At 65.2% G+C, this 21,438-nt stretch carries 22 protein-coding genes; 10 read left to right on the forward strand and 12 right to left on the reverse strand.

Translation table 11 applies throughout. From position 1 onward, the window contains the following. Window positions 1-17: 17 nt before the first annotated feature. Window positions 18-2,222 carry a 1,4-alpha-glucan branching protein GlgB gene (gene glgB, locus QNA11_RS14430; RefSeq protein ID WP_283483571.1) on the reverse strand — a complete coding sequence of 735 codons (2,205 nt, stop codon included), beginning with the start codon at window positions 2,220-2,222 and terminating at the stop codon, window positions 18-20. A gap of 210 nt (window positions 2,223-2,432) precedes the next feature. Between glgB and QNA11_RS14435 the strand changes: the two genes are divergently transcribed. The 5 genes from QNA11_RS14435 (at window position 2,433) to rimM (ending at window position 6,746) form a co-directional block, all read left to right on the forward strand. Next, window positions 2,433-3,476: an HpcH/HpaI aldolase/citrate lyase family protein gene (locus QNA11_RS14435; RefSeq protein ID WP_202070957.1), complete on the forward strand. Its 1,044-nt coding sequence runs from the start codon at window positions 2,433-2,435 to the stop codon at window positions 3,474-3,476. 257 nt (window positions 3,477-3,733) lie between these two features. Continuing rightward, complete coding sequence (locus QNA11_RS14440; protein WP_283483572.1) at window positions 3,734-3,976, forward strand: hypothetical protein; 243 nt, start codon at window positions 3,734-3,736, stop codon at window positions 3,974-3,976. Window positions 3,977-4,159: 183 nt separating this feature from the next. Then, window positions 4,160-5,695, forward strand: coding sequence for a signal recognition particle protein (gene ffh, locus QNA11_RS14445; protein ID WP_283483573.1), 1,536 nt, complete (start codon window positions 4,160-4,162; stop codon window positions 5,693-5,695). Between the two features lie 25 nt (window positions 5,696-5,720). Beyond that, a complete protein-coding gene (rpsP, locus tag QNA11_RS14450; protein WP_165049614.1) occupies window positions 5,721-6,080 on the forward strand; it encodes a 30S ribosomal protein S16 in 360 nt (119 codons plus the stop codon). A 141-nt stretch (window positions 6,081-6,221) separates the two neighbouring features. Continuing rightward, entirely contained in the window at window positions 6,222-6,746 is a 525-nt protein-coding gene (rimM, locus tag QNA11_RS14455) for a ribosome maturation factor RimM (protein ID WP_283483574.1), read from the forward strand. Window position 6,747: 1 nt separating this feature from the next. On the opposite strand, the gene QNA11_RS14460 is transcribed toward rimM, so the two are convergent. Next, window positions 6,748-7,074, reverse strand: a complete 327-nt coding sequence (locus QNA11_RS14460; protein WP_281929747.1) for a DUF1905 domain-containing protein — start codon at window positions 7,072-7,074, stop codon at window positions 6,748-6,750. Window positions 7,075-7,152: 78 nt separating this feature from the next. On the opposite strand from QNA11_RS14460, the gene trmD reads away from it, so the two are divergent. Next, window positions 7,153-7,836: a tRNA (guanosine(37)-N1)-methyltransferase TrmD gene (gene trmD / locus QNA11_RS14465; RefSeq protein ID WP_283483575.1), complete on the forward strand. Its 684-nt coding sequence runs from the start codon at window positions 7,153-7,155 to the stop codon at window positions 7,834-7,836. 339 nt (window positions 7,837-8,175) lie between these two features. Here the strand turns inward: trmD and QNA11_RS14470 are convergent, their stop codons facing one another. The 6 genes from QNA11_RS14470 to QNA11_RS14495 all read right to left on the reverse strand — a co-directional run bounded on the left by QNA11_RS14470 (window position 8,176) and on the right by QNA11_RS14495 (window position 14,827). Next, a complete protein-coding gene (locus QNA11_RS14470; RefSeq protein WP_283483576.1) occupies window positions 8,176-9,180 on the reverse strand; it encodes a heparan-alpha-glucosaminide N-acetyltransferase in 1,005 nt (334 codons plus the stop codon). Beyond that, on the reverse strand, window positions 9,177-10,118 hold the full coding sequence (locus QNA11_RS14475) for a hypothetical protein (RefSeq protein ID WP_283484217.1): 942 nt from the start codon (window positions 10,116-10,118) through the stop codon (window positions 9,177-9,179). Before QNA11_RS14475 ends, QNA11_RS14470 begins: the two co-directional genes overlap by 4 nt. A 65-nt stretch (window positions 10,119-10,183) precedes the next feature. Next, complete coding sequence (locus QNA11_RS14480; protein WP_283483577.1) at window positions 10,184-11,995, reverse strand: hypothetical protein; 1,812 nt, start codon at window positions 11,993-11,995, stop codon at window positions 10,184-10,186. A 204-nt stretch (window positions 11,996-12,199) separates the two neighbouring features. Continuing rightward, complete coding sequence (locus QNA11_RS14485; RefSeq protein WP_283483578.1) at window positions 12,200-12,649, reverse strand: GtrA family protein; 450 nt, start codon at window positions 12,647-12,649, stop codon at window positions 12,200-12,202. A 2-nt stretch (window positions 12,650-12,651) separates the two neighbouring features. Beyond that, window positions 12,652-14,142: an NAD(P)/FAD-dependent oxidoreductase gene (locus QNA11_RS14490; protein WP_283483579.1), complete on the reverse strand. Its 1,491-nt coding sequence runs from the start codon at window positions 14,140-14,142 to the stop codon at window positions 12,652-12,654. A 142-nt stretch (window positions 14,143-14,284) separates the two neighbouring features. Then, entirely contained in the window at window positions 14,285-14,827 is a 543-nt protein-coding gene (locus QNA11_RS14495; protein ID WP_283483580.1) for a L,D-transpeptidase, read from the reverse strand. 145 nt (window positions 14,828-14,972) lie between these two features. Here QNA11_RS14495 and mepA point away from each other — a divergent pair, with 145 nt between their 5' ends. After that, window positions 14,973-15,881, forward strand: a complete 909-nt coding sequence (gene mepA, locus QNA11_RS14500; RefSeq protein WP_283483581.1) for a penicillin-insensitive murein endopeptidase — start codon at window positions 14,973-14,975, stop codon at window positions 15,879-15,881. A 51-nt stretch (window positions 15,882-15,932) separates the two neighbouring features. Here mepA and QNA11_RS14505 read toward each other — a convergent pair whose 3' ends face one another. From QNA11_RS14505 to QNA11_RS14515, 3 genes are all read right to left on the reverse strand, one after another. Further along, window positions 15,933-16,484: a hypothetical protein gene (locus QNA11_RS14505; protein ID WP_283483582.1), complete on the reverse strand. Its 552-nt coding sequence runs from the start codon at window positions 16,482-16,484 to the stop codon at window positions 15,933-15,935. 73 nt (window positions 16,485-16,557) lie between these two features. Beyond that, the gene (gene msrA / locus QNA11_RS14510) at window positions 16,558-17,205 is read right to left on the reverse strand and encodes a peptide-methionine (S)-S-oxide reductase MsrA (RefSeq protein ID WP_283483583.1); all 648 of its coding nucleotides are present in this window, start codon (window positions 17,203-17,205) and stop codon (window positions 16,558-16,560) included. 22 nt (window positions 17,206-17,227) lie between these two features. After that, the gene (locus QNA11_RS14515; protein ID WP_283483584.1) at window positions 17,228-17,581 is read right to left on the reverse strand and encodes a hypothetical protein; all 354 of its coding nucleotides are present in this window, start codon (window positions 17,579-17,581) and stop codon (window positions 17,228-17,230) included. Between the two features lie 149 nt (window positions 17,582-17,730). On the opposite strand from QNA11_RS14515, the gene QNA11_RS14520 reads away from it, so the two are divergent. The 3 genes from QNA11_RS14520 (at window position 17,731) to QNA11_RS14530 (ending at window position 19,909) form a co-directional block, all read left to right on the forward strand. Beyond that, window positions 17,731-19,206, forward strand: a complete 1,476-nt coding sequence (locus QNA11_RS14520) for a M23 family metallopeptidase (protein WP_283483585.1) — start codon at window positions 17,731-17,733, stop codon at window positions 19,204-19,206. Between the two features lie 68 nt (window positions 19,207-19,274). Beyond that, a complete protein-coding gene (locus QNA11_RS14525) occupies window positions 19,275-19,514 on the forward strand; it encodes an antitoxin (RefSeq protein WP_202070971.1) in 240 nt (79 codons plus the stop codon). Continuing rightward, window positions 19,511-19,909, forward strand: a complete 399-nt coding sequence (locus QNA11_RS14530; protein ID WP_283483586.1) for a PIN domain-containing protein — start codon at window positions 19,511-19,513, stop codon at window positions 19,907-19,909. Before QNA11_RS14525 ends, QNA11_RS14530 begins: the two co-directional genes overlap by 4 nt. Window positions 19,910-20,050: 141 nt before the next feature. On the opposite strand, the gene ispG is transcribed toward QNA11_RS14530, so the two are convergent. Continuing rightward, entirely contained in the window at window positions 20,051-21,346 is a 1,296-nt protein-coding gene (gene ispG, locus QNA11_RS14535; protein WP_283483587.1) for a flavodoxin-dependent (E)-4-hydroxy-3-methylbut-2-enyl-diphosphate synthase, read from the reverse strand. Window positions 21,347-21,438 lie beyond the last annotated feature (92 nt).

Genomic DNA, 21,438 nt, shown 5'->3' on the forward strand with positions numbered 1-21,438 from the left:
GTCTGCGATTCGCAGTTTCATTGTAGTCCGGCGTTGTCGAATTCGAAGAACAAAGTGGCGAGCGGCGGGATTTGAATCTCGGCCATCGCCGGGAAGCCGGCGAAGCCCTCTTCCTTCGCCTCCACCCCGCCAAGATTGCCTTGTCCGGAGCCGCCGTAAAGGCTGGCGTCCGAGTTGAGGATTTCGCGCCAGCGCCCGGCGTAGGGCAGGCCGAGGCGGTAATTAGGCCGCGGCACGGGCGTGAAGTTCGAGACAACGAGTATGGGCCGCGTGCGGGCGCCGTAGCGCAGAAAGGCGAAGACGGAACTCGCTGCGTCGTCGACGACGACCCATTCGAATCCTTCGCTCTCGCAATCGCGCGCATGCAAAGCCTCATGGCTGCGATAGAGATGGTTCAGGTCGCGAATAAAATCGCGCAGCCCCTTGTGGAAGGCGTGCGCCAGCAACCCCCATTCGAGCTCGCGCGCATAATCCCATTCGCTTGTCTGACCGAATTCCTGCCCCATGAAGAGAAGCTTCTTACCCGGGTGGCCCCACATGAAGCCGTAATAGGCGCGCGCGCCGGCGAAGCGCCGCCACTCGTCGCCGGGCATTTTCGAGACGATCGCGCCTTTGCCATGGACGACCTCGTCATGCGAGAGCGGCAGCACGAAATTCTCGGCGAAGGCGTAGAGCAGGCCGAAAGTGATCTCATTGTGCCGCCATTTGCGATAGACGGGATCGGACGACATGTAGCGCAGCGTGTCGTTCATCCACCCCATGTTCCATTTGAAGCCGAAGCCGAGCCCGCCCATGTCGACCGGCCGCGTGACGCCGGCCCAGGACGTCGACTCTTCCGCAATGGTGATGACGCCGGGGTAGAGCCCGTAAACGAGCGTGTTGACGTTTTGAAGAAACGCGACCGCGTCTTTGTTGTCGTTGGAGCCGTCGGGATTGGGCGCCCATTCGCCCGGATCGCGCGAGTAATCGAGGTAGAGCATGGAGGCGACGGCGTCGACGCGCAAAGCGTCGATGTGGAAGCGGTCGCACCAGTAGAGCGCATTGGCGATCAGGAAATTTGAAACCTCGCGCCGCCCGTAATCATAGATTGCCGTGTTCCAGTCTGGGTGAAAGCCGCGGCGCGGGTCGGGATGCTCGTAGAGCGGCCCGCCGTCGAATTGCGCGAGGCCATGTTCGTCGGTCGGGAAATGCGCGGGAACCCAATCGAGGATGACGCCGAGCCCCGCCTGATGCGCGCGGTCGACGAAGCGCTTGAAGCCTTGCGCGTCGCCATGGCGACGCGTCGGCGCGAACAGGCCAATCGGCTGATAGCCCCAGGAGGCGTCGAGCGGATGCTCGTTGATCGGCAGAAGCTCGATATGGGTGAAGCCCATGTCGGCGGCGTAAGGGACAAGCTGATCGGCCAGCTCGTCATAGGTGAGGAAGCGCCATCCATCCGCCTTCCGCCAGGAGGGCAGGTGAACCTCATAGATCGACATGGGCGCGCGTCGCGGGTCGCGCTCGGCGCGCGCGCGAAGGTAAATCTCATCGCCCCATCGATAGGGCGCAGGGGATGCGACCACTGAAGCCGTGGAGGGGCGCAGCTCCGCTTCGAAGCCGAAAGGATCGGCCTTCAGCGGCAGGAGATGTCCGTCGCGGCCGAGGATCTCATATTTGTAGACTGCGCCGGCCGCGACTCCGGGAAGAAAGATCTCCCAAATCCCGCTATCGACGCGCTTGCGCATTTGTGCGCGCCGCCCGTCCCATTGGTTGAAGTCGCCGACGACGGAGACGCGCCTGGCGTTCGGGGCCCAGACGGCGAAATTGGTCCCCTCGACGCCCACATGCCTCGTGACATGGGCGCCCAGACGCTCGTAGAGCTTGCGATGCGCGCCTTCGACGAAGAGATGGTCGTCCATCGCGCCGAGGAAGGGCGGGAAGGCGTAAGGGTCGGCGAAGCGCCACTGCGATTGACCGTTCGACGCGGCCAGAACATAGGGCGCGCCTGGGTCTATAGCGGCGAGCCCCTCGAAAAAGCCGTCCGGGTGGATCAGCTCCAGCTCGGCGACGGGCTGCCCCTGCGGCGTCTCGACGGTCAGCGTCTGTACGCTCGGGATGAAGGCCCGAATGACGAGGCCGTCGCCGGTCTCATGGGGGCCGAGGACCGCAAAGGGATCGCCATGGCGGGCCGCGACAATCGCCGCGATCTCGCTCGGGTCAGCTTGCCAATTGGGTCGTGTCATGAGGATTGGATGATCCGGCGGGGTCCTATTGCGTATCATGGCCTCGCGCGCCCCATGCGGAAAGCCCCGGATCGGCGTTCCTCACGCGCTTTTCGCCGCGCCATTGCCAATCCGTCCTGTCTGCGCTAGCTCGACCCGGTCTTTTCCGCGTCCCTTCGGCCCTTCGGCCGCTCGTCCTATGAGGGAACGCGCGTGACGGAGCTTTCCCGCATGAAACTGCCTAATCAGTTCTACCGTCCGCTGGCCATTGGCGCGCCGGCTCCCTATCGCGAGCTACCGGTCAAGGTCGAGCGCATGATCCATTTCGTGCCGCCGCATCTCGAGAAAATGCGCGCCAAGGTTCCGGAGATCGCTAAGCAGGTCGACGTCGTGCTCGGCAATCTGGAGGACGCGATCCCGGCCGACGCAAAGGAAGCCGCGCGCGCGGGCTTCATCGAGATGGCGAAATCGACCGATTTCGGCTCGACGGGCCTCTGGACCCGTATGAACTCGCTGAACAGCCCCTGGGCGCTCGACGACATGATCCAGATCGTCGGCGCGGTGGGCAACAAGCTCGACGTCGTCATGCTGCCCAAGGTCGAAGGCCCCTGGGACATCGCCTATCTGGACCAGCTTCTCGCCCAGCTCGAGGGCAAGAACGGCGTGACCAAGCCGATCCTGATCCACGCCATTCTGGAGACCGCCGAGGGCGTGAAGAACGTCGACGCCATCGCCGCGGCCTCGCCGCGCATGCACGGGATTTCGCTGGGCCCGGCCGATCTTGCGGCCTCGCGCGCCATGAAGACGACGCGCGTCGGCGGCGGCCATCCGGAATATAAGGTCATCGCCGACGCCGATCCGGGCGCCGGCTTGCGCGCGACCTTCCAGCAGGACCTCTGGCACTACACCATCGCCAAAATGGTCGACGCCTGCGCCTCCGCCGGCATCAAGGCCTTCTACGGCCCGTTCGGCGATTTCTCCGACGGCCCGGCCTGCGAGTCGCAGTTCCGCAACGCCTTCCTGCTCGGCTGCGCCGGCGCCTGGTCGCTGCATCCGACTCAGATCGAGATCGCCAAGCGCGTCTTCTCGCCCGATCCCAAGGAAGTCGCCTTCGCCAAGCGCGTGCTGGAGGCGATGCCCGACGGCACCGGCGCGGTGATGATCGACGGCCGCATGCAGGACGACGCCACCTGGAAGCAGTGCAAGGTCGTGGTCGACCTCGCCAAGCAGGTCGCCGCCAAGGACGCGGATTTCGCGAGGATCTACGGCCTCTGATCGGAGTCCTTCACGCTTTGACCACCGTCATTGCGAGGAGCGCAGCGACGAAGCAATCCAGGGCGGCTGCCGCGGCCTTGGCTTGCTTCGCGTCGCTCGCAATGACGGCGCTGGTTCATAAAAATCATTGCGGTGCGGAAAGCCCAGATAAACCAGGGGAATGCCGCGCGCCAATTGCTGAGCATTTTACATATTCCGCACACCGGCCCGTTTAGGATTTTGCGCCCACGCTCCATTTGAAAAGGAGCAAAGCAACCATGAGCCTTCCGCCGGACCCGACGCCCGAGAATGTCATCGAACTCGCCCGCTATATCCGCGACGGCGCGGGCTCGGGCGGCATGGAGGAGGCCGCGCGTCTTGCCGAGGAGCAACTTGCACGGCTCAAGGAGCTGGAGCTTCTCTACGTCGCCGACGAAGGTCACGCGGCCATCAGCCCGGCGGCGCGGGAGATGTTTTTCGAGAATGTGGGCTTGCTGCGCCGCCTCGGCGGAACGCGCTGATCCGCCGCCATTGACAGACGCGCCCCGACGCTCCTAAAAAGCGCGCTGATCTCGAAAGAGAAAAAAGTTCGACCAGCCGAGCCGCCCCATGAGGCGGCAGGTCAACGCCCGGCAGCGCGATGCGCCCCCGGGCGCGTTTTGCTTTGGCGCGGCGGCTGACGCAGGCGCTGCAGGAGTGACAAAATGTTCGAGAGCCTTTCCGACAAGCTCTCCGCCGTATTCGACAAGCTCACGCGCCGCGGCGCGCTGAACGAGGCCGACGTCAACGAGGCGCTGCGTGAAATCCGCCGCGCGCTGCTCGAGGCCGACGTCGCGCTCGATGTCGTGCGCTCCTTCTCCGACAAGGTGCGCGACCGCGCGGTCGGCGCCGGCGTCATCAAATCGGTCTCGCCCGGCCAGATGGTCGTCAAGATCGTCAACGACGTGCTCATCGAGACGCTGGGCGAGACGGCGCAGCCGATCGACCTCGCCGCCCGCCCGCCCGTCGCCATCATGATGGTCGGCCTACAGGGCGCCGGCAAAACCACCACCACGGCCAAGATCGCCAAGCGGTTGAAGGAGCGTCACGACAAGCGCGTGCTGATGGCGTCGCTCGACGTGAAGCGCCCCGCCGCGCAGGAGCAGCTCGCCGTGCTCGGCCGCCAGGTCGAGGTCGACACGCTGCCGATCGAGCCCAACCAGACGCCGCTGCAGATCGCACGCCGCGCCATGGAGGCCGCGCGTCTGCAGGGCTACGACGTGGTGATGCTCGACACCGCCGGCCGCACCCATATCGACGAGCCGCTCATGCAGGAGATGGCGGACATCAAGTCCTACGCCAACCCGCATGAGACCCTGCTCGTCGCCGACTCTCTGACCGGCCAGGACGCGGTCAATCTCGCCAAGAACTTCGACGAGCGCGTGGGCCTCTCCGGCATCGTATTGACGCGAATGGACGGCGACGGCCGCGGCGGCGCGGCGCTCTCCATGCGTTACGTCACCGGCAAGCCGATCAAGCTCATCGGCACCGGCGAGAAGATGGACGCGCTCGACGAATTCTCGCCGAGCCGCATCGCCAACCGTATCCTCGGCATGGGCGACATCGTCGCCCTTGTCGAAAAGGCGGCCGCCGCCATCGACGCGGAAGAAGCGCGCAAGACGGCCGCGCGCATGGCCAAGGGCAAGTTCGACCTTCAGGACCTTTGCGACCAGCTCGCCCAGGTCGAGAAGATCGGCGGCCTCGGCGGCATGATGGACCTCTTGCCGGGCGTCGGCAAAATGAAGGACCAGCTCGCCAAGGCCAATCTCGACGACAAGGTCATCAAGCGCCAGCGCGCCATCATCCTCTCCATGACGCCGCAGGAGCGGCGCAATCCGGACCTGCTCAAGGCCTCGCGCAAGAAGCGCATCGCCGCCGGCTCCGGCATGAAGGTTGAGGATATCAACAAGCTCCTCAAGCAGCATCGCCAGATGGCGGATCTCATGAAGTCCTTCGGCGCCGGAAAGCGCGGCGGGCTCATGGGCAAGGCCGCGCAGATGATGGGGCTCGGCCCCGGCGACATGCAAATGCCCTCGCAGGAGGAGCTGCAGAAACTGCAGGAGAAGCTCGGCGGCGCCCCTCCCGGCGCCCCCGGCATTCCGGCCGCTCCCCCGGCCGATCTCCTTGCGCAGAAGCCGAACCTTCCGGGGCTCGGCGGCGGACTGCTGAGCGGGCTCAACCCGTTCGGAAAGAAAAAGTAATCACAAGACTCACAAGGAAACTGACATGTCTCTCAAGATTCGTCTCGCCCGCGGCGGCGCCAAGAAGCGCCCCTTCTATCGCGTCGTCGTCGCCGACTCCCGCTCGCCGCGCGACGGCCGTTATATCGAGAAGCTCGGCACCTTCGACCCGCTGAAGGCCAAGGACGCCGCCGACCGCGTCATTCTCGATCTGGAGAAGGCCAAGGAGTGGATCGCCAAGGGCGCGCAGCCGACCGACCGCGTCGCCCGCCTGCTCGACGCCGCCGGCGTGGTGAAGCGCGAGGCCCGCAACAATCCCGAGAAGGCCCAGCCGAAGAAGAAGGCCCAGGAACGCGCCGCCGCCGCGGCCGAAGCCGCCGCCGCCGCTGCGGACGCGGCTGCGTAATTGATCGCTTTTGCCCCCTCCCCAACCCTCCCCCGCTTGCGCGGGAGAGGGAGCGGACCGTCGCCTTCATCAGCGGAGCTGATCGCGAGCGTCCCCTCTCCCGCGTAAGCGGGGGAGGGACAGGGAGGGGGCCAAGCCGCCATGACCAAACCCAACCTCGTCCTCCTCGGCCGTTTCGGCGCGCCGCATGGCGTGCGCGGCGAGATTCGCCTGCAAAGCCACACGGCTGATCCGCTCGCGATCGGCTCCTACGGCCCGCTCACCGACAAAAGCGGCTCCAAGACCTTCAAGCTTCTCTCCGTCCGCCCGCAGGGTAAGGACATGCTCGTCGCGCGCGTCGAAGGCGTCGCCGACCGCTCGGGCGCCGAGCGGCTCACGGGCGTCGAGCTTTACATCGCCCGCGAAAAGCTTCCGGCGCCGAAAGACGAAGACGAATTCTACCTCGCCGATCTCGTGGGACTCCGCGCCGAGGCGCGTGACGGCGAGTTGATCGGTCACGTCGTCGGCCTCAGCAATTTCGGCGCGGGAGATATTCTCGAAATCCAACCGTCGCAGGGCGAGACGATCCTGCTGCCGTTCACCAAGGCGGTGGTTCCGATCGTCGACGTTGCGGGCGGCCGGGTCGTCGTCGAGCCGCCGGCGGAAGTCGAAGGCCCGGCCGACTGACCTACGGAAAGGCGTCCGGGCGAGGATCAGAGAGCCTGACGACGCATTTCGCCGCAACCTCGTCGCCGACTCCGAGCCGCTCCTTGGCCCGCACGCTCGCCTTTATTGCGAGCAGATAGGGCCCCTCTTTTGATGGAAACAAGGTCGTCTCCCAGACGCTGGAGCCGAGCGTCACAGTGACCGGCACATAGCCGAAGCCGGTGCGATTGATTCTGCGCTCTCCTTTCAGCCTTTTGGACTCCTCGCCGTCGAGAGAGAGAAAATACCAGCCGCCGGGGCCTGGATATTTCCAAATCGGGCCTCTGACCTCAAGTCTCAAAAAATTCATTTCAGCAAATCTCCGCTACGAGACCAGCATATCCGATCGCCCTTTCTCCCGCAGCCGCAGGCGTGCCATAACCCGCCCATGTGGCGCGCGACGATCCTCACCCTTTTCCCCGAAATGTTCCCCGGCCCGCTCGGGCTGTCTCTGGCTGGCGACGCGCTCGCGCGGGGCGTTTGGGAGCTGGAGACCAAGCAGATCCGCGAGCACGGCATTGGCCGGCATCGCGCCGTGGACGACACGCCCGCTGGCGGCGGCCCGGGCATGGTGATGCGCGCCGATGTTCTCGCGGCGGCGATCGACGCGGCGGCGCCTGAAGGCGATCCCCGCCCAAAGCTGCTCATGAGCCCGCGCGGTCTGCCGCTCACGCAGCAGCGGGTGCGCGCTCTGGCGGAGGGGCCCGGCGCGATCATCCTTTGCGCACGCTTCGAGGGCGTCGACGAGCGGATCATCTCCGCGCGAAACCTCGAGGAGGTTTCGATCGGAGATTACATTCTCTCGGGCGGCGAGATCGCCGCGCTGGCGCTCATGGACGCCTGCGTGCGGCTGCTGCCGGGCGTGATGGGCGAGGAGCTTTCAGGGGAAGAAGAAAGCTTCGAGGGCGGCCTTCTGGAATATCCGCAATATACGCGACCGCGCGACGTCGAGGGGCGCGCGATACCGGACATTCTGCTCTCCGGCGACCATGCCAAGATCGCCAAATGGCGCCATGACGAGGCATTGAAACTCACGCGGGCGAGACGGCCGGACCTTCTCACCCGCAAGTAGGACGGGCGGTTAGCAGAGCCCTTCCCCGTCTCGATGCATCGTCCCTCCACTCCCACGTAGTGGCCGGGCTCGCCCTAGCCTTCCTCGCCGCGCAGCGCAGCTCATTTGAGGCGATGGGTCCAGTCGGGCCAAAATCTCCTAAGGGAAAGCAAGGATTTCATTCCGTCCCCCGGGGGAGGCCGCGCCCATCGGCATGGACGGCGCTCCAAATTGCCAATCCAAGCCATTGCGAACGTGTCGGCTATGTCCCCGAACACCCGTCGGTCATCTATCCGGACTGAACAACAAGCCCGGCCATGACGAACTCCCGCAGCCGTGAAGGGGAGCGTTCGTCGCACCCTATTTTTGCGCCGCGATGCACTTTCCGGCGATTTCTCTCAGCCTCTTCCCCCGTTCGGCGTCATCCGTGATCCCAGCGAGCGCATGGCTGCGCGTCGCCTCCTCGGCCGTGCAAACGCAAGCGTTATGGCAAAAGCCCTCTTCGGCGCCTTCCGCGCGGCAGCTTCTGACGCATTCGGCGATGAAATCGCTCGCGCTCTCCGGCGGCGGCGCGACCATCACGAGGCCGGTGAAGACCGCAAAGAGCACAGGCTGATGGACGAGATAGATGAGTAGGCTGTTGCGGCCCGCGAGGGATAGCCAGGCTTTCTCTCCGCGCGCGGGGAAAGGGATCGGCTGAGACGCCTGCCGCGTCAGCCACGCCGGGGGCTGGCCCGCCTCGGTGGACGTCTCCACCCGCTTCTGCTCCTCCGCCTTCTCGCCATAAAGGCGACGAACGATTAGCCGTCCCGCCCCGACGCCGATAAGCATCGCTCCGGCCCAGGGGAAAAACGGCCGCCAATCCTGAGTGTACGGCTCGGTCGTCGAAAGGCCCAGCCATTGCAGCCAGCTCGAATTGAAGGCCGGCGACGCCAAAACATGCGGCGCGGCGAAAAACAGGGCGCCGGCGACGAGCGCCGCCGGCCAGGGCAGGAAGAGAAATCCGATCGCGAGCAGGCTCGCCGCCGCGATGCAGTGAAGAATGCCGAAAAAGACGAAGGCGCTCGGGAAGACGATATAGGTGCCGACGCTCACCAGCCCCGCCGCGCCGGCGACGATCGCGAAGCGCCGCCAGAAGGCCCGCCACTGCACCCCATTGCGATGCGCCAGCGCCAGCGACACGCCGGCGATGAAGAGAAAAGAGAAGGCGATCGCATGACCGAAGGCCTTCACCGGCGCCGACCAGGGGATAGACGCGGCGATATAACCGAAATGGCCCAGATCCCAGGTCAGGTGAAAGGCGACCATCGCCAGAACGGCGAGGCCGCGCGCGACGTCGAGCGCGCCCCAGCGCCCGGCGGTCATTTGCCCGTAGCGCCCTGGAATTTGCTGAACACCATATCGGGCGCCGAGAGATTATGGCGCGAGGGCAGATGCCGGCCAACCCAGACCTCCGTGGCGCTGGCGCCGGGGAAGTCGATAACGGGGGCCTCCTCCCAACCCTTGCCGCGCTTCGAGCGCCAGGCGACGATCGCGGCGTCGCTCATCGTCTCCATCGCATACATCGAGCGCAGCGCCGCGAAAGGCCGCCCGCCGGGCATTGCGTCGTCATAGGAGACGTCGAGCGTCAGCCGCTCCTGGTCGATGCCCTTCAGAGAAACCTTCGCTTCGCCGCCGCGCTTGAATTTCAGCGTGAAGCTGCGCGTCTTCGGGTCGAAGACAATCTCCTCATAGGCGACGATCGGGCGTTCCTGCGTCTCGACAGGGCCGACGAGGAAGGAGGAGCCATAGGCGGTCCAGCGCATATCCTCGAAGGGCAGCGGCCGGGCGCGCCAATAGCCGTCCGGCGGATAGAAGACCATGATCTCCTCGGCCCGCTCGCGGTACCACATCCAGACCTGGATGAGATGGAAGCCCGTCTCCACCTGATCGCCGATGCGGATCGGCACGTCATTGGGCCGCCAAAAGGAGGGGAAGGTATAGCCGGTCATCCAGAATTCCGGCGTCTCCCAAAAGGTGCGGCGGCGCGCCTGGGCGAAGAATTTCGGATCGTGGGAGAGATCGCAGCTCGACCAGTCCGGCGCCCAGCGGTCGGAGACGATCGTGTTGATGTAGGACGGATGCACGGCCTGGATCTGCAGGCCGCGAATGCGCGGCGAGACGAAGTCGAGCTCGATATTGTCCTTCTCGGCGCAGAGCTCCTGCACGGATTTATTCTCGACGCGCACTTGCAGCTCGTCGAGCTGCTCCTGAGCGGAAGGCTGCGCGAAAGCGGGCGTAGCGGCCAGCGCGCCGGCGCCCATGAGAAATCGGCGGCGATCGAAAGACGTCACGGGGGTTCCTCGACGGTACAGGAGTGTTGCGCCGCTTATTTCACGGCTCTCAAGGCGAAAACAAGGAGAGGCGCGTCTTTCTGCGATTTGCGCTCCAGCCATGCCGGCGTTTCGCCCCGCGCCAGCAAGGCGGCGAGCCCGTCCGGCGCGGCGGAAACGAGCGGCGAGGGCGCCTTGGCGCGGGCGCACCACACAACGAGCCCCGCGCCCGCCTTGCGCAAGAGCGCCTCTGCCTGCTCCGGCGCAGCCATGAAGGCGTGGGCGGCGAAGAGGTTGCCGTGATTGTCGCGATGGTAGGGCGCCGCGAAAACGCTGTGCGGCGTATGGGCGAGAATATGGCTGCCGAGATCGAAGGAGCCGAGGACGCGCGTCGGCGCCATCTCGGCGAGCGGCGCGAGGGCTTGCGGCGTCAGGCAGGCGCGCTCGCCATCCGCCTCGTTGTCATCGCCTGAGGGAAGCGCCAGCGCGAGGCCGATCGGCGAAACGAGGATTGCAAGGAGGGCGGCGAGGGGGGCGCGTAGCGCGACGGTCACGCGCGGACGTTCGACCAGCGCGACGATGGCGGCGGCGAGCGGCGCCATCGCCAGCGGCGTCACGGAAGAGAAAACCCGTAGCTGCCAGAGACCGGCCGCAAGGCCGGTGGCGACGACAGCGGCCGTGAGCAGCCAGCGCCGCCGCGCCAGCCTATCCGCGCGCCAAGCGAAGATGATTGCGGCCACGAGTCCGAGCGCGACGGGCGCGGCGGTGGCGACGACAATGCCGGGCGCTTTGGGAAAGAGCGCGAGCAACGGCTTCGCTTCTGCCACATGGGAAAGCCAGAGATCCCGTATCAGCGGGTCGAGCCCCACGAGCGGATCGCCGATGCAATGGGGCGCAAGCAGGAGGACGGTCGAAAGCGTCGCCAGCCCGGCCCCGCTTGCTGCGAGGAGGCGGGCGCGGAAAGTCGGGAGCCAAGGGGCGGCCAAAGCCAGCGCAGCGAGCGACACGGCGCCGACGCAGAGCGCAGCAATGTGCGCGAAAGAGAAAGCGTCGCACACGGAAGCGAAATAGCGGACACTTGGGAGAGTGGCTGCGTAGAAGGCGGGGAAGGCGACGAGCGCGCCGCCCGCAAACCATAAAAGCTGCCCCCGCGCCGCCGCGCCCTCGAAGACGAAGAGCAGGGGCAGCGCCGCCATCATCACGACGAAGAAGGGCAGGTTTTCGAGACTGATCGCGAAAGACAGCGCCATCAGCGCCGCGCTGGCGGCGAGGCGGCTCGCCAGTTTCCCATCGAGGCCTTGCAGAAAGAAGCAAAGCGACGCCGCCAATGTGACGATCTGCGGCGCATGATGATCGATGCGGCCGGGTGTGAATTGCATAAAACTCGCCCCCGACAGCATGGCAAGCCAAATCGCGAGGCTTCGCGCGCGGGGGCCGGAAAGGATGGCGGCGAGCCAACCGACGACCGCGAAAAGCGCGGCAAGCAAAAGGAAGGGAAAGACGAGCCGCGTCGCCCGCTCCGCATATTCCGGCGCGAGAAAGCGCGAAAAGAGCAGATCGAGCCCGGCAAGCGGAACGTCGACGATCCGCGACCAATGCATCGGCAGGCCGCCCGGCGGATCGAGGCGATAGGCGGTCAAATCGAACCAGGGCTGGCCCGCGAGGAAATCGCGCAACTGCACGGCCCGCATCGCATCGTCGGAATCGAAAAAGGCGCCCGTGCGCCAGACGGCTTCCGCGCGCGAAAAGGACAGCGCCGCCGCGCAGAGAAGCGAGAGAAGGAGCACGAGGCCCACGGGCAGGCGAGAGTCCGCCGCCTCCTGGCGGCCCGCGACGCTCGGCGCCTCAGGCGTGGCGAAATCCGTCATCGTCCATCCTTGGCTTCGCGCCGGTCGCGCCAGCGGATCATTCGAAATCCGCTTGATTGGTTCGTGTCATTCCCGACGCTCGCAAAGCGAGCGATCGGGAATCCAGAGTAAAACCAACGTATTTGCGGCTCTGGATTCCCGGTCGGGCTTTCAGCCCGCCGGGAATGACATGGCCCTAAGCGAGCTGTTCAAACGGAAACGGCGTCACGCGTCATGCTTGAACAGCAGGCCCCGGCGCGAGACGAAATTGAACATGAAGACGAAGCCCGCCGTCGCCGCCTTGGCGATCGACAGGGCGAAGCCGAACTCTCCGACGAAGAGGCGCATGAGGGCTTCGGTCAGCAGGAGGCCGATGACGCCCGTCACCAGAAAGCCCAAAATCTCGAGTCGCGGCGCGCGGGCGCGCCGTCCTTCGAAGACGTAGCGGATGCTAAGGAGATAGATCAGGCAGAGGCCGGAGAGAAAGCCGGCGGCGGCGGCTTGCAGATAGCCGACGCCGAAGCCTTTCGTCAGCGACATCAGAACCGCGTAATCCAGCGCCAGGGCAAAGACGCTCGCCGCCGCATAGCGGATCATGTCGCGGATGAAGCGGAGGAGCCGTCCCGGCGCCAGACGCACAGCGAGCGTGCCATGCGCATCCGTGAGAAGCGACATGGTCACGCCACCTTTTGCGGCACGAGCCGTTCGCTCGCCAGCGCCTCCTCGGCTCCCGCGATGCCCGCCTCGGAATATTCGGCGTCCTCATTGACCCGCCAGATGTCGAAGACCTCTTCGCCGCGAATGATGTTGAGCGCGGCGAGCATGCCGGTCATCATGGCGTGGTCCTGATTGTTATATTTATGCATGCCGTTGCGGCCGATCGGATGCAGCGTCGGGAAGCGCGCGGCGATCTCGCGGTGGATCGTCTCCACATTCTCGGCGTAAGCGTCGTCGTAAACCGGATAGGCCTTGGCCTGACGTACGACGCAGGCGTCCGTCACGTCATTCGGCTCCATCAGTCCGATCTGGCCGATCTCCTGCTTGGCGAGCGCGATCAGTTCCTCGTCCGGCGCAGCCCAGAGCCCGTCGCCCTCGAAGCAGAAATATTCGAGCCCGAGACAGGTCGAGACGCCATCGGCGATCATCTCGGGCGACCAGCTCTTGAAGTTCTGCACCCGGCCGACCTTCACGGAAGGATCGTGGATATAGACCCAATTGTCGGGCAGCTCCTCCTGCGGGCGCCCGATCAGCACCACCGTCAGGAAGTCGCGATATTTGAGATCGCGGGCATTGAAGAGGCTCAGGGGCTTGGGCTCGATGGCGTTCATCAGATCGCGCATCGGCGCCGACGACATCACATGGCGCGCGTGGAAGGTTTCGACGGCGCCATTCTCTTTGGCGGCGCGCACCGTCCAGAGCCTCGACGTCGCGTCGTAGTGAATTTCATCGACGCTTCGGCCCATGAGGAGACGCCCGCCCATCTCCTGCATCTTGCGGGCGCAGGCCTCCCACATCATGCCGGGGCCGCGGCGCGGATAACGGAAGCTCTCGATCAGCGTTTTGGCCCCCGACTCGGCCTTGCGCAGGCCGAGCGAACGGCGCAGCCCGTCCATGATGGCGGCGCCCAGCGAAAGCCCCTTGATGCGCTGCGCCGCCCAATCGGCGGAAATATCATCGCAGCCCATGCCCCACACCTTTTCGGTGTAGGTCTTGAAGAAGATGCCGAAGAGCCGCTCGCCGAACTGATTGCGCACCCACTGATGGAAGGTCTTGGGCTCCTTCACCGGAAATGCCTTGGCCCAGGCGAAGGAGGCCATGCACAAAGCGCTCTCGAAGAGGCCGAGATTCTTAAGCGCCTCGAAGGCTCTCAGCGGATAGGCGTAGAACTTTCCCCGGTAGTAGATGCGCGACAGGCGTGGCCGCTCCAGAAAATCATCGGGCAGGATTTCGTTCCAGAGGTCGACGATCTCCTTCGACTTGGAGAAGAAGCGATGGCCGCCGATGTCGAAGAGGAACCCCTTGTAGCTGGCCGTGCGCGAAATGCCGCCGACATAGGTCGGGTCCTGCTCCAGCACCAATGCGTCGCGCCCGTGTTTGGCGAGCGTATATCCTGCCGTCAAACCGGCGGGGCCGGCCCCGATGATGATCGTCTCGACAATCTCGCCCATGCCAGCCCTGAAAAATCGGGCTCCTCGCCATGGCGGGAGCCCTTGCCTGAGCGGACCCCGGATCGGCCCGCCGCCCGGCAAGCATTGTGGTTCAGAGCCGTTAATGGGCGGTTACGTTAACATGACGCGTGGGCGCGCGCGTTCACCACATTGGCGCGAAGGGATAGGCCTGCCAGCTTCGAACCGTGCCATAATGATGGCGGACAGGCGCATAGGCCATGGCGTGCGCGTGATGGCGTCGCAGGCTGGCGTACCGGGTGGCGCGCGCCGGCGGCGCGCCGGTGATCGAAATGCTGCCGCCTTCCGCCTGCACAATTTCGTAGAGCCGCTTGGCGTTGCCGGGCGCAAGACGCACGCAGCCATGCGAGGCGGGGCGGCCCAGGGCGCCGGTGGCGTAGGTGCCATGGATGGCGTAGCCGCCGCGAAAGAAGATCGAATAGGGCATGGGCGACATGTGATATTTGCGGGAATAATGCATGCGCTGCATGCCCGTCGGCGCATAGGAGCCGCGCGGCGTCGCATAGCCGGCCCGCGCCGTCGAGACAGGCCAAGTGTAGCTGCCCTCGTTCGAGTCGACATGCATGGTCTGCGTCGACAAATCGATGTGGATGCTCGCGGTAGCGTGGGCGAGGCCCAAGGACATGAAAAAGGCCGCCAGAGCCAGCAAGACGATTCGCAAACGCATGACGCTCACCCTTTAGAAAAACTATTGTCGAGATTGTGCCGCAAGAGTGTCGAAACAGCAATGTAAATGAAAGGGTAAGGTTGACAGGGGATGATTACCTGAAAGAGGGCGAGCCTCCGTCTGGAAGACAAGAACGGTGAAAGAAATGCGCGCATTTAGACTTGTGACGACGCTGCTGACGCTGGCCCTGACGGGCGCGGCCGGCGCTCAGGACAAGGGAACGCTCGATCCGAAGCCCCTGCCGCCGCTCGCCAACCCTTCCGACCCCGCAACGCCGGCGAAGGAGCTCTTCGGCCGCGCGACGGACGGCGCGCCCTTCGAGCCGGACCCGATCGGCTTTTATTCGCGCGGGTGCCTCGCCGGCGGCGAACAACTCCCCGTCAACGGCCCGCATTGGCAGGTCATGCGCCTGTCGCGCAACCGCAACTGGGGCCATCCGGCGCTTGTCCGTTTCCTCGAGAATTTCTCCGCCAAGGCGGCGCAGGCCTCGGGCTGGCCGGGGCTTCTCGTCGGCGACATGTCGCAGCCGCGCGGCGGGCCGATGCTGACCGGCCACGCCTCACACCAGATCGGCCTCGACGCTGATATTTGGCTGTCCCCGATGCCCCGGCGCGAGCTTACCCGCGCCGAGCGCGAGGAGATGTCGGCCACCGACGTCGTGCGCGAGGATCGCCTCGACGTGAAGCAGGACGTCTGGAGCGAGGGGCATATTGCGCTCATTCGCGCCGCGGCGATGGAGCCTAAGGTGCAGCGTATTTTCGTCAACCCGGCGATCAAGCGCGCCCTCTGTCGCGTCGCCGAGGGCGAGGCCTGGATGCGCAAGGTGCGGCCCATGTGGGGGCATAATTACCATTTCCACGTGCGGCTCTTCTGCCCCGACGGCTCGAGCTGCAAGGATCAGGACCCGACGCCCGCTGGCGACGGCTGCGACCAGTCGCTGGCCTGGTGGTTCACAGACGAGGCACTGCACCCGAAGAAGTCGACGAAGTCATGGCCGCCGATGACCATGGCGGCCCTCCCCGGCGCCTGCCAGCAGGTGCTGAGGGCAGAGTAAAGTCGTTGTCTTGGGGTAAGCTATAGTTCCCTTCGGAGGGAGTTGAATGAGCTACCTCAAAAAGCGGAAAAGGCTCCATTCCGAAGGTTGGCTTTCGTCCCCTGTTTTGCTGATGGCTGACACGCGCCATCGCCCCCACTGTGCCCCGGGAAATTCAATTTGCAGATTATTCCGTTTTATCTGCTGAGCCGTGACTTGATCCCACTCCACGCGGTTCTCGTTTACAACCTCGACCTGGACCTGTGCTTCGACCCGGTAGGAAGCCGCTCCCGCCACGTCTTCCCAAGAAAGCGATACCAGTCTGGGATATTCTTTTAGTTCGGAGCGGTTCGCAGGAAATAAAGGGACCGGTCGAATTTGTGAAAAGGCCTGCACACCAAGGGTATCTCGTGGAGAGATATACGCAAAAGTCTGACTAAAAAATCCTGCTGCAGCCAAGCATAATGAAAATAACATAAAAGTATATATTGCTCTGATCATTGAGTGTCGCGGCTGACCAATCCTTTTCTGCTCGTTTGATAAAAGGATAAATGCTAGAAAAGCCAACAAAAATCCTAGGCCAATACCGCCGTAACTCAGTATCTTGGTAGCGTCTAAAACCATCTCTGCCTCGATTTTGCTAACTCGTCTAACTGAACGAAAGGATGTAGCCGCGCAGCAACGCCCGTATTTCCGCTTATGAGCTCCCATTGGTTCCGACAGGGCAGGAGACGCCAGTCCCCCCGAGCCCGCAATAGCCGTCCGGGTTCTTGGCCAGATACTGCTGGTGGTAGGCTTCCGCATAATAAAACGGCGGCGCGGGGCATATTTCCGTGGTGATCGGGCCGTAGCCGGCCTTCATCAACACCTGTTGATACGAAGCCTTCGAAGCCTGCGCCGCCGCTAGCTGCTCTGGCGTCGACGTGTAGATGACCGAGCGATATTGGCTCCCGACATCATTGCCCTGGCGCATGCCTTGGGTCGGATTGTGGCTCTCCCAGAAAATCCGCAAAAGGCTGTCGAAGGACATCCGGGCGGGGTCATAGACGACCAGAACAACCTCCGCGTGCCCGGTCCTGCCGGTGCAGACGTCGTCGTAAGTGGCGTTCTTGGTTGTCCCGCCCGCATAGCCGACGGCGGTGACATAAACGCCCTCGCCCGCCTGCCAGAATTTTCGCTCGGCGCCCCAGAAGCAGCCCATGCCGAAAAGAACCTGCTCGGTCCCCGCCGGGAAGGGCGGATCGAGCGGCGCGCCAGTGACGAAATGGCGGGCGCCATGTGGGACGGGCGTTTCGCGGTCCGGGATGGGCCCCAGCCGCCGGGCGAGGTCGTCGAAGATAGACATGCTTCGAAGAATAACGCGCGGCTCAGCGGCGCCAATAGCGATTCGACGCCTCTCGCCTATGACTGAAGACAATAAGAAAGGCCCCGAGGCCGCCCAAAGCGACGCTCACCGGCAGCAGGAGCAGCGTCGTCGCCACGGGGTCCCAAAGCGACGCCGATTTCGCCTGGACGCTCGTTTCCAAAGACCGGTAAAGCGCCGGGAACGAATCCGAGAGGCCGCTACGCAGCGACGTGACCAGAAGCGTCCCACCGGCGATCGAGCGGGTGCCGTCGACGATGAGGGCGATAAACCCTCCCGCGAGCAGCAGCAATCCGAGAAAGCGAGTCACAAGGCGCAGCATATGCCCGACCATAAGTGCATGGCGCGCCTCTGTCACGGGTGATCCTGTTTGAGGCGCCGCGGCTTTAGGCGCTTTGGCGAAGCATTAACCTTAATAGGTTCTGATTGGCGCAGAGGCCAGAACGCCCTCGAGCAAACGCTCGCCGGCCAGCTCAACGGAGCGCCTGCCGCTCCGCCGGAACCAAAATGCGCAGTCGTAACCAGTTCTCCCCCTTTGTCGATGCGTCCGGCGATTACATCGTCGAGCTGTCGCGCGGCCAGTTCACCCGCAAGTTTCGCCTGCCGGTTTCGGCGCTCGTGGCCAGCGCCGCCGTCGCCGCCCTGCTCGTGGCCACGATCGTCGGCGCCGCCGCCTATCTCATCTTCCGCGACGAGCTGCTCGCCGGGCTGATCGATCGCCAGACCCAGATGCAATATGCCTATGAGGATCGCATCGCCGCTTTGCGGCTGCGCCTCGACCAGCTCGCGAGCCGGCAGTTCATCGACCAGGACAGCGTCGAGGGGAAGGTTCAAAATCTGGTTGTCCGTCAGGCGCAGCTCGAAACGCGCGCCGCCGTCGTCGCCCAACTGCTCGAACGCACCATCGCCCCCGACGCCGGAGTTACGTTGGTGACGCCGGCCGCGCGCGAGCCTTCGGCGCTGAACGCGGTAAAGGCGGTGAGGGCGGGCCTGCCGCTCGCAAAGGCGCCGCCCATTCCCGCCGCCGCCAACGGCCAGAAAGGCGCACTGGAGTTGGCCCCGCTCGGCTACGCCGCAAAGCCCGAACCCGAGGGGCTCGAGCTGCGGCTCGGCGACGACGACTCGAAGCCGCTGCCGCTCGCGCCCCCGAGCCCCGCGCCCAAGCGCGGGGAGGGCGCCCCCGTCGACACCTCGATGGCGCCGCGGACAACCGCGCCGTCGCTCGCGCTGGCGCACGCCGCCGATCCCGGCGCGCCCATGCCCCTGCGCCTCGAAAGCCTCGCGGTGTCGCTCGATCACGTCGAGCGCGATCAAGCGCGGCGTCTTTCCGGCATCGTGCGCCCCGCCATCGAGGCCGCGAGCCGTCTTCGGCAGGCGTTTGACATCGCGGGCGTTTCCGTCGATCGCTATATCAAGCGCCCGCGCAAGGACGCCGCGCTTGCTGTCGGCGGTCCCTTCGTCGCCGCCCCGGCGCGCGCCAGCGACAGCCTGTTCGAACGCGATCTCGCCGCCGCGCAAACGGCCGTCGCGACGCTCGACGGGCTGCGCCGCGCGCTGCCGACGACGCCGCTGCGCAAGCCGCTGGCCGGCGAGCTCCAGTTCACCTCGACCTTCGGCTATCGCACGGACCCCTTTTTCGGCCGGCCGGCGCTGCATAGCGGCGTCGATCTGCGCGAGGACTATGGCGCGCCTGTCAAGGCGACCGCCGCAGGAACCGTCAGCGTCGCCGGGCCGCAGGGCGGCTATGGCAATCTGGTCGAGATCGACCATGGCGGCGGCATGTCGACCCGCTATGGCCATCTCTCGGCGATCAACGTCTTCCCCGGCCAGCAGGTCGGGCCCGGCGCCGTCGTCGGCCGGGTCGGCTCCACTGGACGCTCCACCGGCCCGCATCTTCATTACGAGGTGCGCATCGATGGCGAGGCGGTCGATCCGTCGCGCTTCCTCAAAGCCGCCTCCGCGCTGGGCGGCATCGTGCAATAACTGTAGAGACACGTATCGACGTTCATACAGGTGTTGACAGAATCGGCCTCCGCTGGAAGGTTCGCTCTATGGCGACGACGAAGGTTTTCAAATCCGGCAATAGTCTTGCGGTGCGCCTGCCGCGCGAAATCGCTTTTCCAGAAGGGTCGGAAGTCGTCGTGACGCGGCTGGGCGAAAGCCTCGTCGTGTCGCCCGCCCGTCTCGACATGAAGACGCTCGTGTCGCGTCTTGCCCTCGCCCCCGCGCCGCCGCCCTTGGAGCCGCCGGAGTTCAAGCCGCCGAGGCGCGAATGGAGCGAAGCCGAGTGACGCCCCGCTATCTCTTGGATACAACTGTGGTTTTTGCCGCGGCGAGCGGCGAGATGGCGACGCTCGCCAAGCTCTCGCGGCTGTCGATTTCCGACGTGGCGATCCCGGCGCTGGTTTATTGCGAGCTCGTGGGGGGCGCAGCCACGGCGGGAAAAAGCCCGAGGCTCGCCGAGAATGTGGCTTTGCTCGCGCAAAACGTCGACATCCTCCCCTTCGACCGCGCCGCGGCCGAAGCCTATGCCGCCTTGCTGCGCAAAATCGAGCCCAAGCGGCGGCGCATGCTCGACCGCATGGTGGCGGCCCAGGCCATCGCGGAAGGGCGAATCCTCATTACGCTCGTCCCGCGCGACTTCGAGGATTTGCCGGACCTCTCGCTGGAAAGCTGGGCGGTTTAGGTAGGGGTGAACCATCGCGAGACTTGTGTGACTCCCGTGGCCCGCTAAAACGGGAGAGGGGACGCTCGCGATCAGCATTCCTGAGGAAGGCGACAATCTGCTCCCTCTCCCGCTTGCGGGGGAGGGTTGGGGAGGGGGCGCTTACTCCGCCGCCGCGCCTTCCTTCTCGCCGCCATAGCGGCGCGCGACATAATCGTCGACGATGCGGGTGAATTCTTCCGCGATGCCCTCGCCGCGCAGCGTCATCGCCTTTTTGCCGTCGATGAACACCGGGGCGGCCGGCGTCTCGCCGGTGCCGGGGAGCGAAATGCCGATGTCGGCGTGCTTCGATTCGCCGGGGCCGTTCACGATGCAGCCCATCACCGCGACATTGAGCGTCTCGACGCCCGGATATTGCGCCCGCCAAATCTGCATGCGCTCGCGGATGTGCGATTGAATATCGCGCGCCAGCTCCTGGAACACGGTCGAGGTCGTGCGGCCGCAGCCCGGACAGGCGGCGACGAGCGGCACGAAGGTGCGAAAGCCCATGGTCTGCAGGATTTCCTGCGCCACCCGCACTTCGAGCGAGCGGTCGCCGCCGGGCTCGGGGGTGAGCGAGACGCGGATCGTGTCGCCGATCCCGTCCTGCAGCAGCACGCCGAGCGCCGAGGCCGAGGCGACGACGCCCTTGGTGCCCATGCCCGCCTCGGTGAGGCCGAGGTGCAAGGCGTAATCACTGCGCTGCGCGAGCATGCGGTAGACGGCGATGAGGTCCTGCACCGCCGAGACTTTCGCCGAAATGACGATGCGGTCTTTGGCGAGGCCGATTTCCTCGGCGCGGGCGGCAGAGACCAGCGCCGAGCGCACGAGCGCCTCGCGGGTCACGGCGCGGGCGTCGATCGGCCGGTCAGAAGCCGCGTTGATGTCCATGAGATGGGTGAGCAGCTCCTGGTCGAGCGAGCCCCAATTGGCGCCGATGCGCACGGCTTTGCCGTGCTTGGCGGCAAGCTCGACGATCGCCGCGAACTGCCGGTCCTTCTTGTCCTTGAAGCCGACATTGCCGGGGTTGATGCGATATTTGGCGAGCGCCTCGGCGCAGGCCGGGTGATCGGCGAGGAGCTTGTGGCCGATGTAATGGAAGTCGCCGACGAGGGGCACGTTGATCCCCTTTTTGTCGAGCTTCTCGCGAATATGCGGCACCGCCGCCGCCGCCTCGTCGCGATCGACCGTGATGCGCACCAGCTCCGAGCCCGTCTGGGCGAGCGCCGTAACCTGCGCCACAGTCGAATCGACGTCGGCCGTGTCGGTGTTGGTCATGGATTGCACAACGACGGGCGCGCCGCCGCCCACCGTGACGGCGCCGGGGCCCTTGCCGATGCGCACGGCGCAGGTGTTCTTGCGCGGCGCCGGCTCGGCGGCGATGGGGTCGGGCAGGCGGGTTTCGACGGCGTCGGTCATGGCTCTCGTCGCGGGCTCCGTTGGACTTTGGCCCTAGGTCGCGCGGAAATCGGCGCGGGTCAAGGTGAAGCGCAGGCGAACGGCGCTCATGT

It is taken from the genome of Methylocystis sp. JR02 (assembly GCF_030063565.1).
GTDB classification, from domain to species: domain Bacteria; phylum Pseudomonadota; class Alphaproteobacteria; order Rhizobiales; family Beijerinckiaceae; genus Methylocystis; species Methylocystis iwaonis.

Coding starts and splice junctions, on each gene's coding strand:
- glgB (WP_283483571.1), bottom strand. CDS start 2,222: ATGACACGACCCAATTGGCAAGCTGACCCGAGCGAGATCGCGGCGATT.
- QNA11_RS14435 (WP_202070957.1), top strand. CDS start 2,433: ATGAAACTGCCTAATCAGTTCTACCGTCCGCTGGCCATTGGCGCGCCG.
- QNA11_RS14440 (WP_283483572.1), top strand. CDS start 3,734: ATGAGCCTTCCGCCGGACCCGACGCCCGAGAATGTCATCGAACTCGCC.
- ffh (WP_283483573.1), top strand. CDS start 4,160: ATGTTCGAGAGCCTTTCCGACAAGCTCTCCGCCGTATTCGACAAGCTC.
- rpsP (WP_165049614.1), top strand. CDS start 5,721: ATGTCTCTCAAGATTCGTCTCGCCCGCGGCGGCGCCAAGAAGCGCCCC.
- rimM (WP_283483574.1), top strand. CDS start 6,222: ATGACCAAACCCAACCTCGTCCTCCTCGGCCGTTTCGGCGCGCCGCAT.
- QNA11_RS14460 (WP_281929747.1), bottom strand. CDS start 7,074: ATGAATTTTTTGAGACTTGAGGTCAGAGGCCCGATTTGGAAATATCCA.
- trmD (WP_283483575.1), top strand. CDS start 7,153: ATGTGGCGCGCGACGATCCTCACCCTTTTCCCCGAAATGTTCCCCGGC.
- QNA11_RS14470 (WP_283483576.1), bottom strand. CDS start 9,180: ATGACCGCCGGGCGCTGGGGCGCGCTCGACGTCGCGCGCGGCCTCGCC.
- QNA11_RS14475 (WP_283484217.1), bottom strand. CDS start 10,118: ATGGGCGCCGGCGCGCTGGCCGCTACGCCCGCTTTCGCGCAGCCTTCC.
- QNA11_RS14480 (WP_283483577.1), bottom strand. CDS start 11,995: ATGACGGATTTCGCCACGCCTGAGGCGCCGAGCGTCGCGGGCCGCCAG.
- QNA11_RS14485 (WP_283483578.1), bottom strand. CDS start 12,649: ATGTCGCTTCTCACGGATGCGCATGGCACGCTCGCTGTGCGTCTGGCG.
- QNA11_RS14490 (WP_283483579.1), bottom strand. CDS start 14,142: ATGGGCGAGATTGTCGAGACGATCATCATCGGGGCCGGCCCCGCCGGT.
- QNA11_RS14495 (WP_283483580.1), bottom strand. CDS start 14,827: ATGCGTTTGCGAATCGTCTTGCTGGCTCTGGCGGCCTTTTTCATGTCC.
- mepA (WP_283483581.1), top strand. CDS start 14,973: ATGCGCGCATTTAGACTTGTGACGACGCTGCTGACGCTGGCCCTGACG.
- QNA11_RS14505 (WP_283483582.1), bottom strand. CDS start 16,484: ATGGTTTTAGACGCTACCAAGATACTGAGTTACGGCGGTATTGGCCTA.
- msrA (WP_283483583.1), bottom strand. CDS start 17,205: ATGTCTATCTTCGACGACCTCGCCCGGCGGCTGGGGCCCATCCCGGAC.
- QNA11_RS14520 (WP_283483585.1), top strand. CDS start 17,731: ATGCGCAGTCGTAACCAGTTCTCCCCCTTTGTCGATGCGTCCGGCGAT.
- QNA11_RS14525 (WP_202070971.1), top strand. CDS start 19,275: ATGGCGACGACGAAGGTTTTCAAATCCGGCAATAGTCTTGCGGTGCGC.
- ispG (WP_283483587.1), bottom strand. CDS start 21,346: ATGACCGACGCCGTCGAAACCCGCCTGCCCGACCCCATCGCCGCCGAG.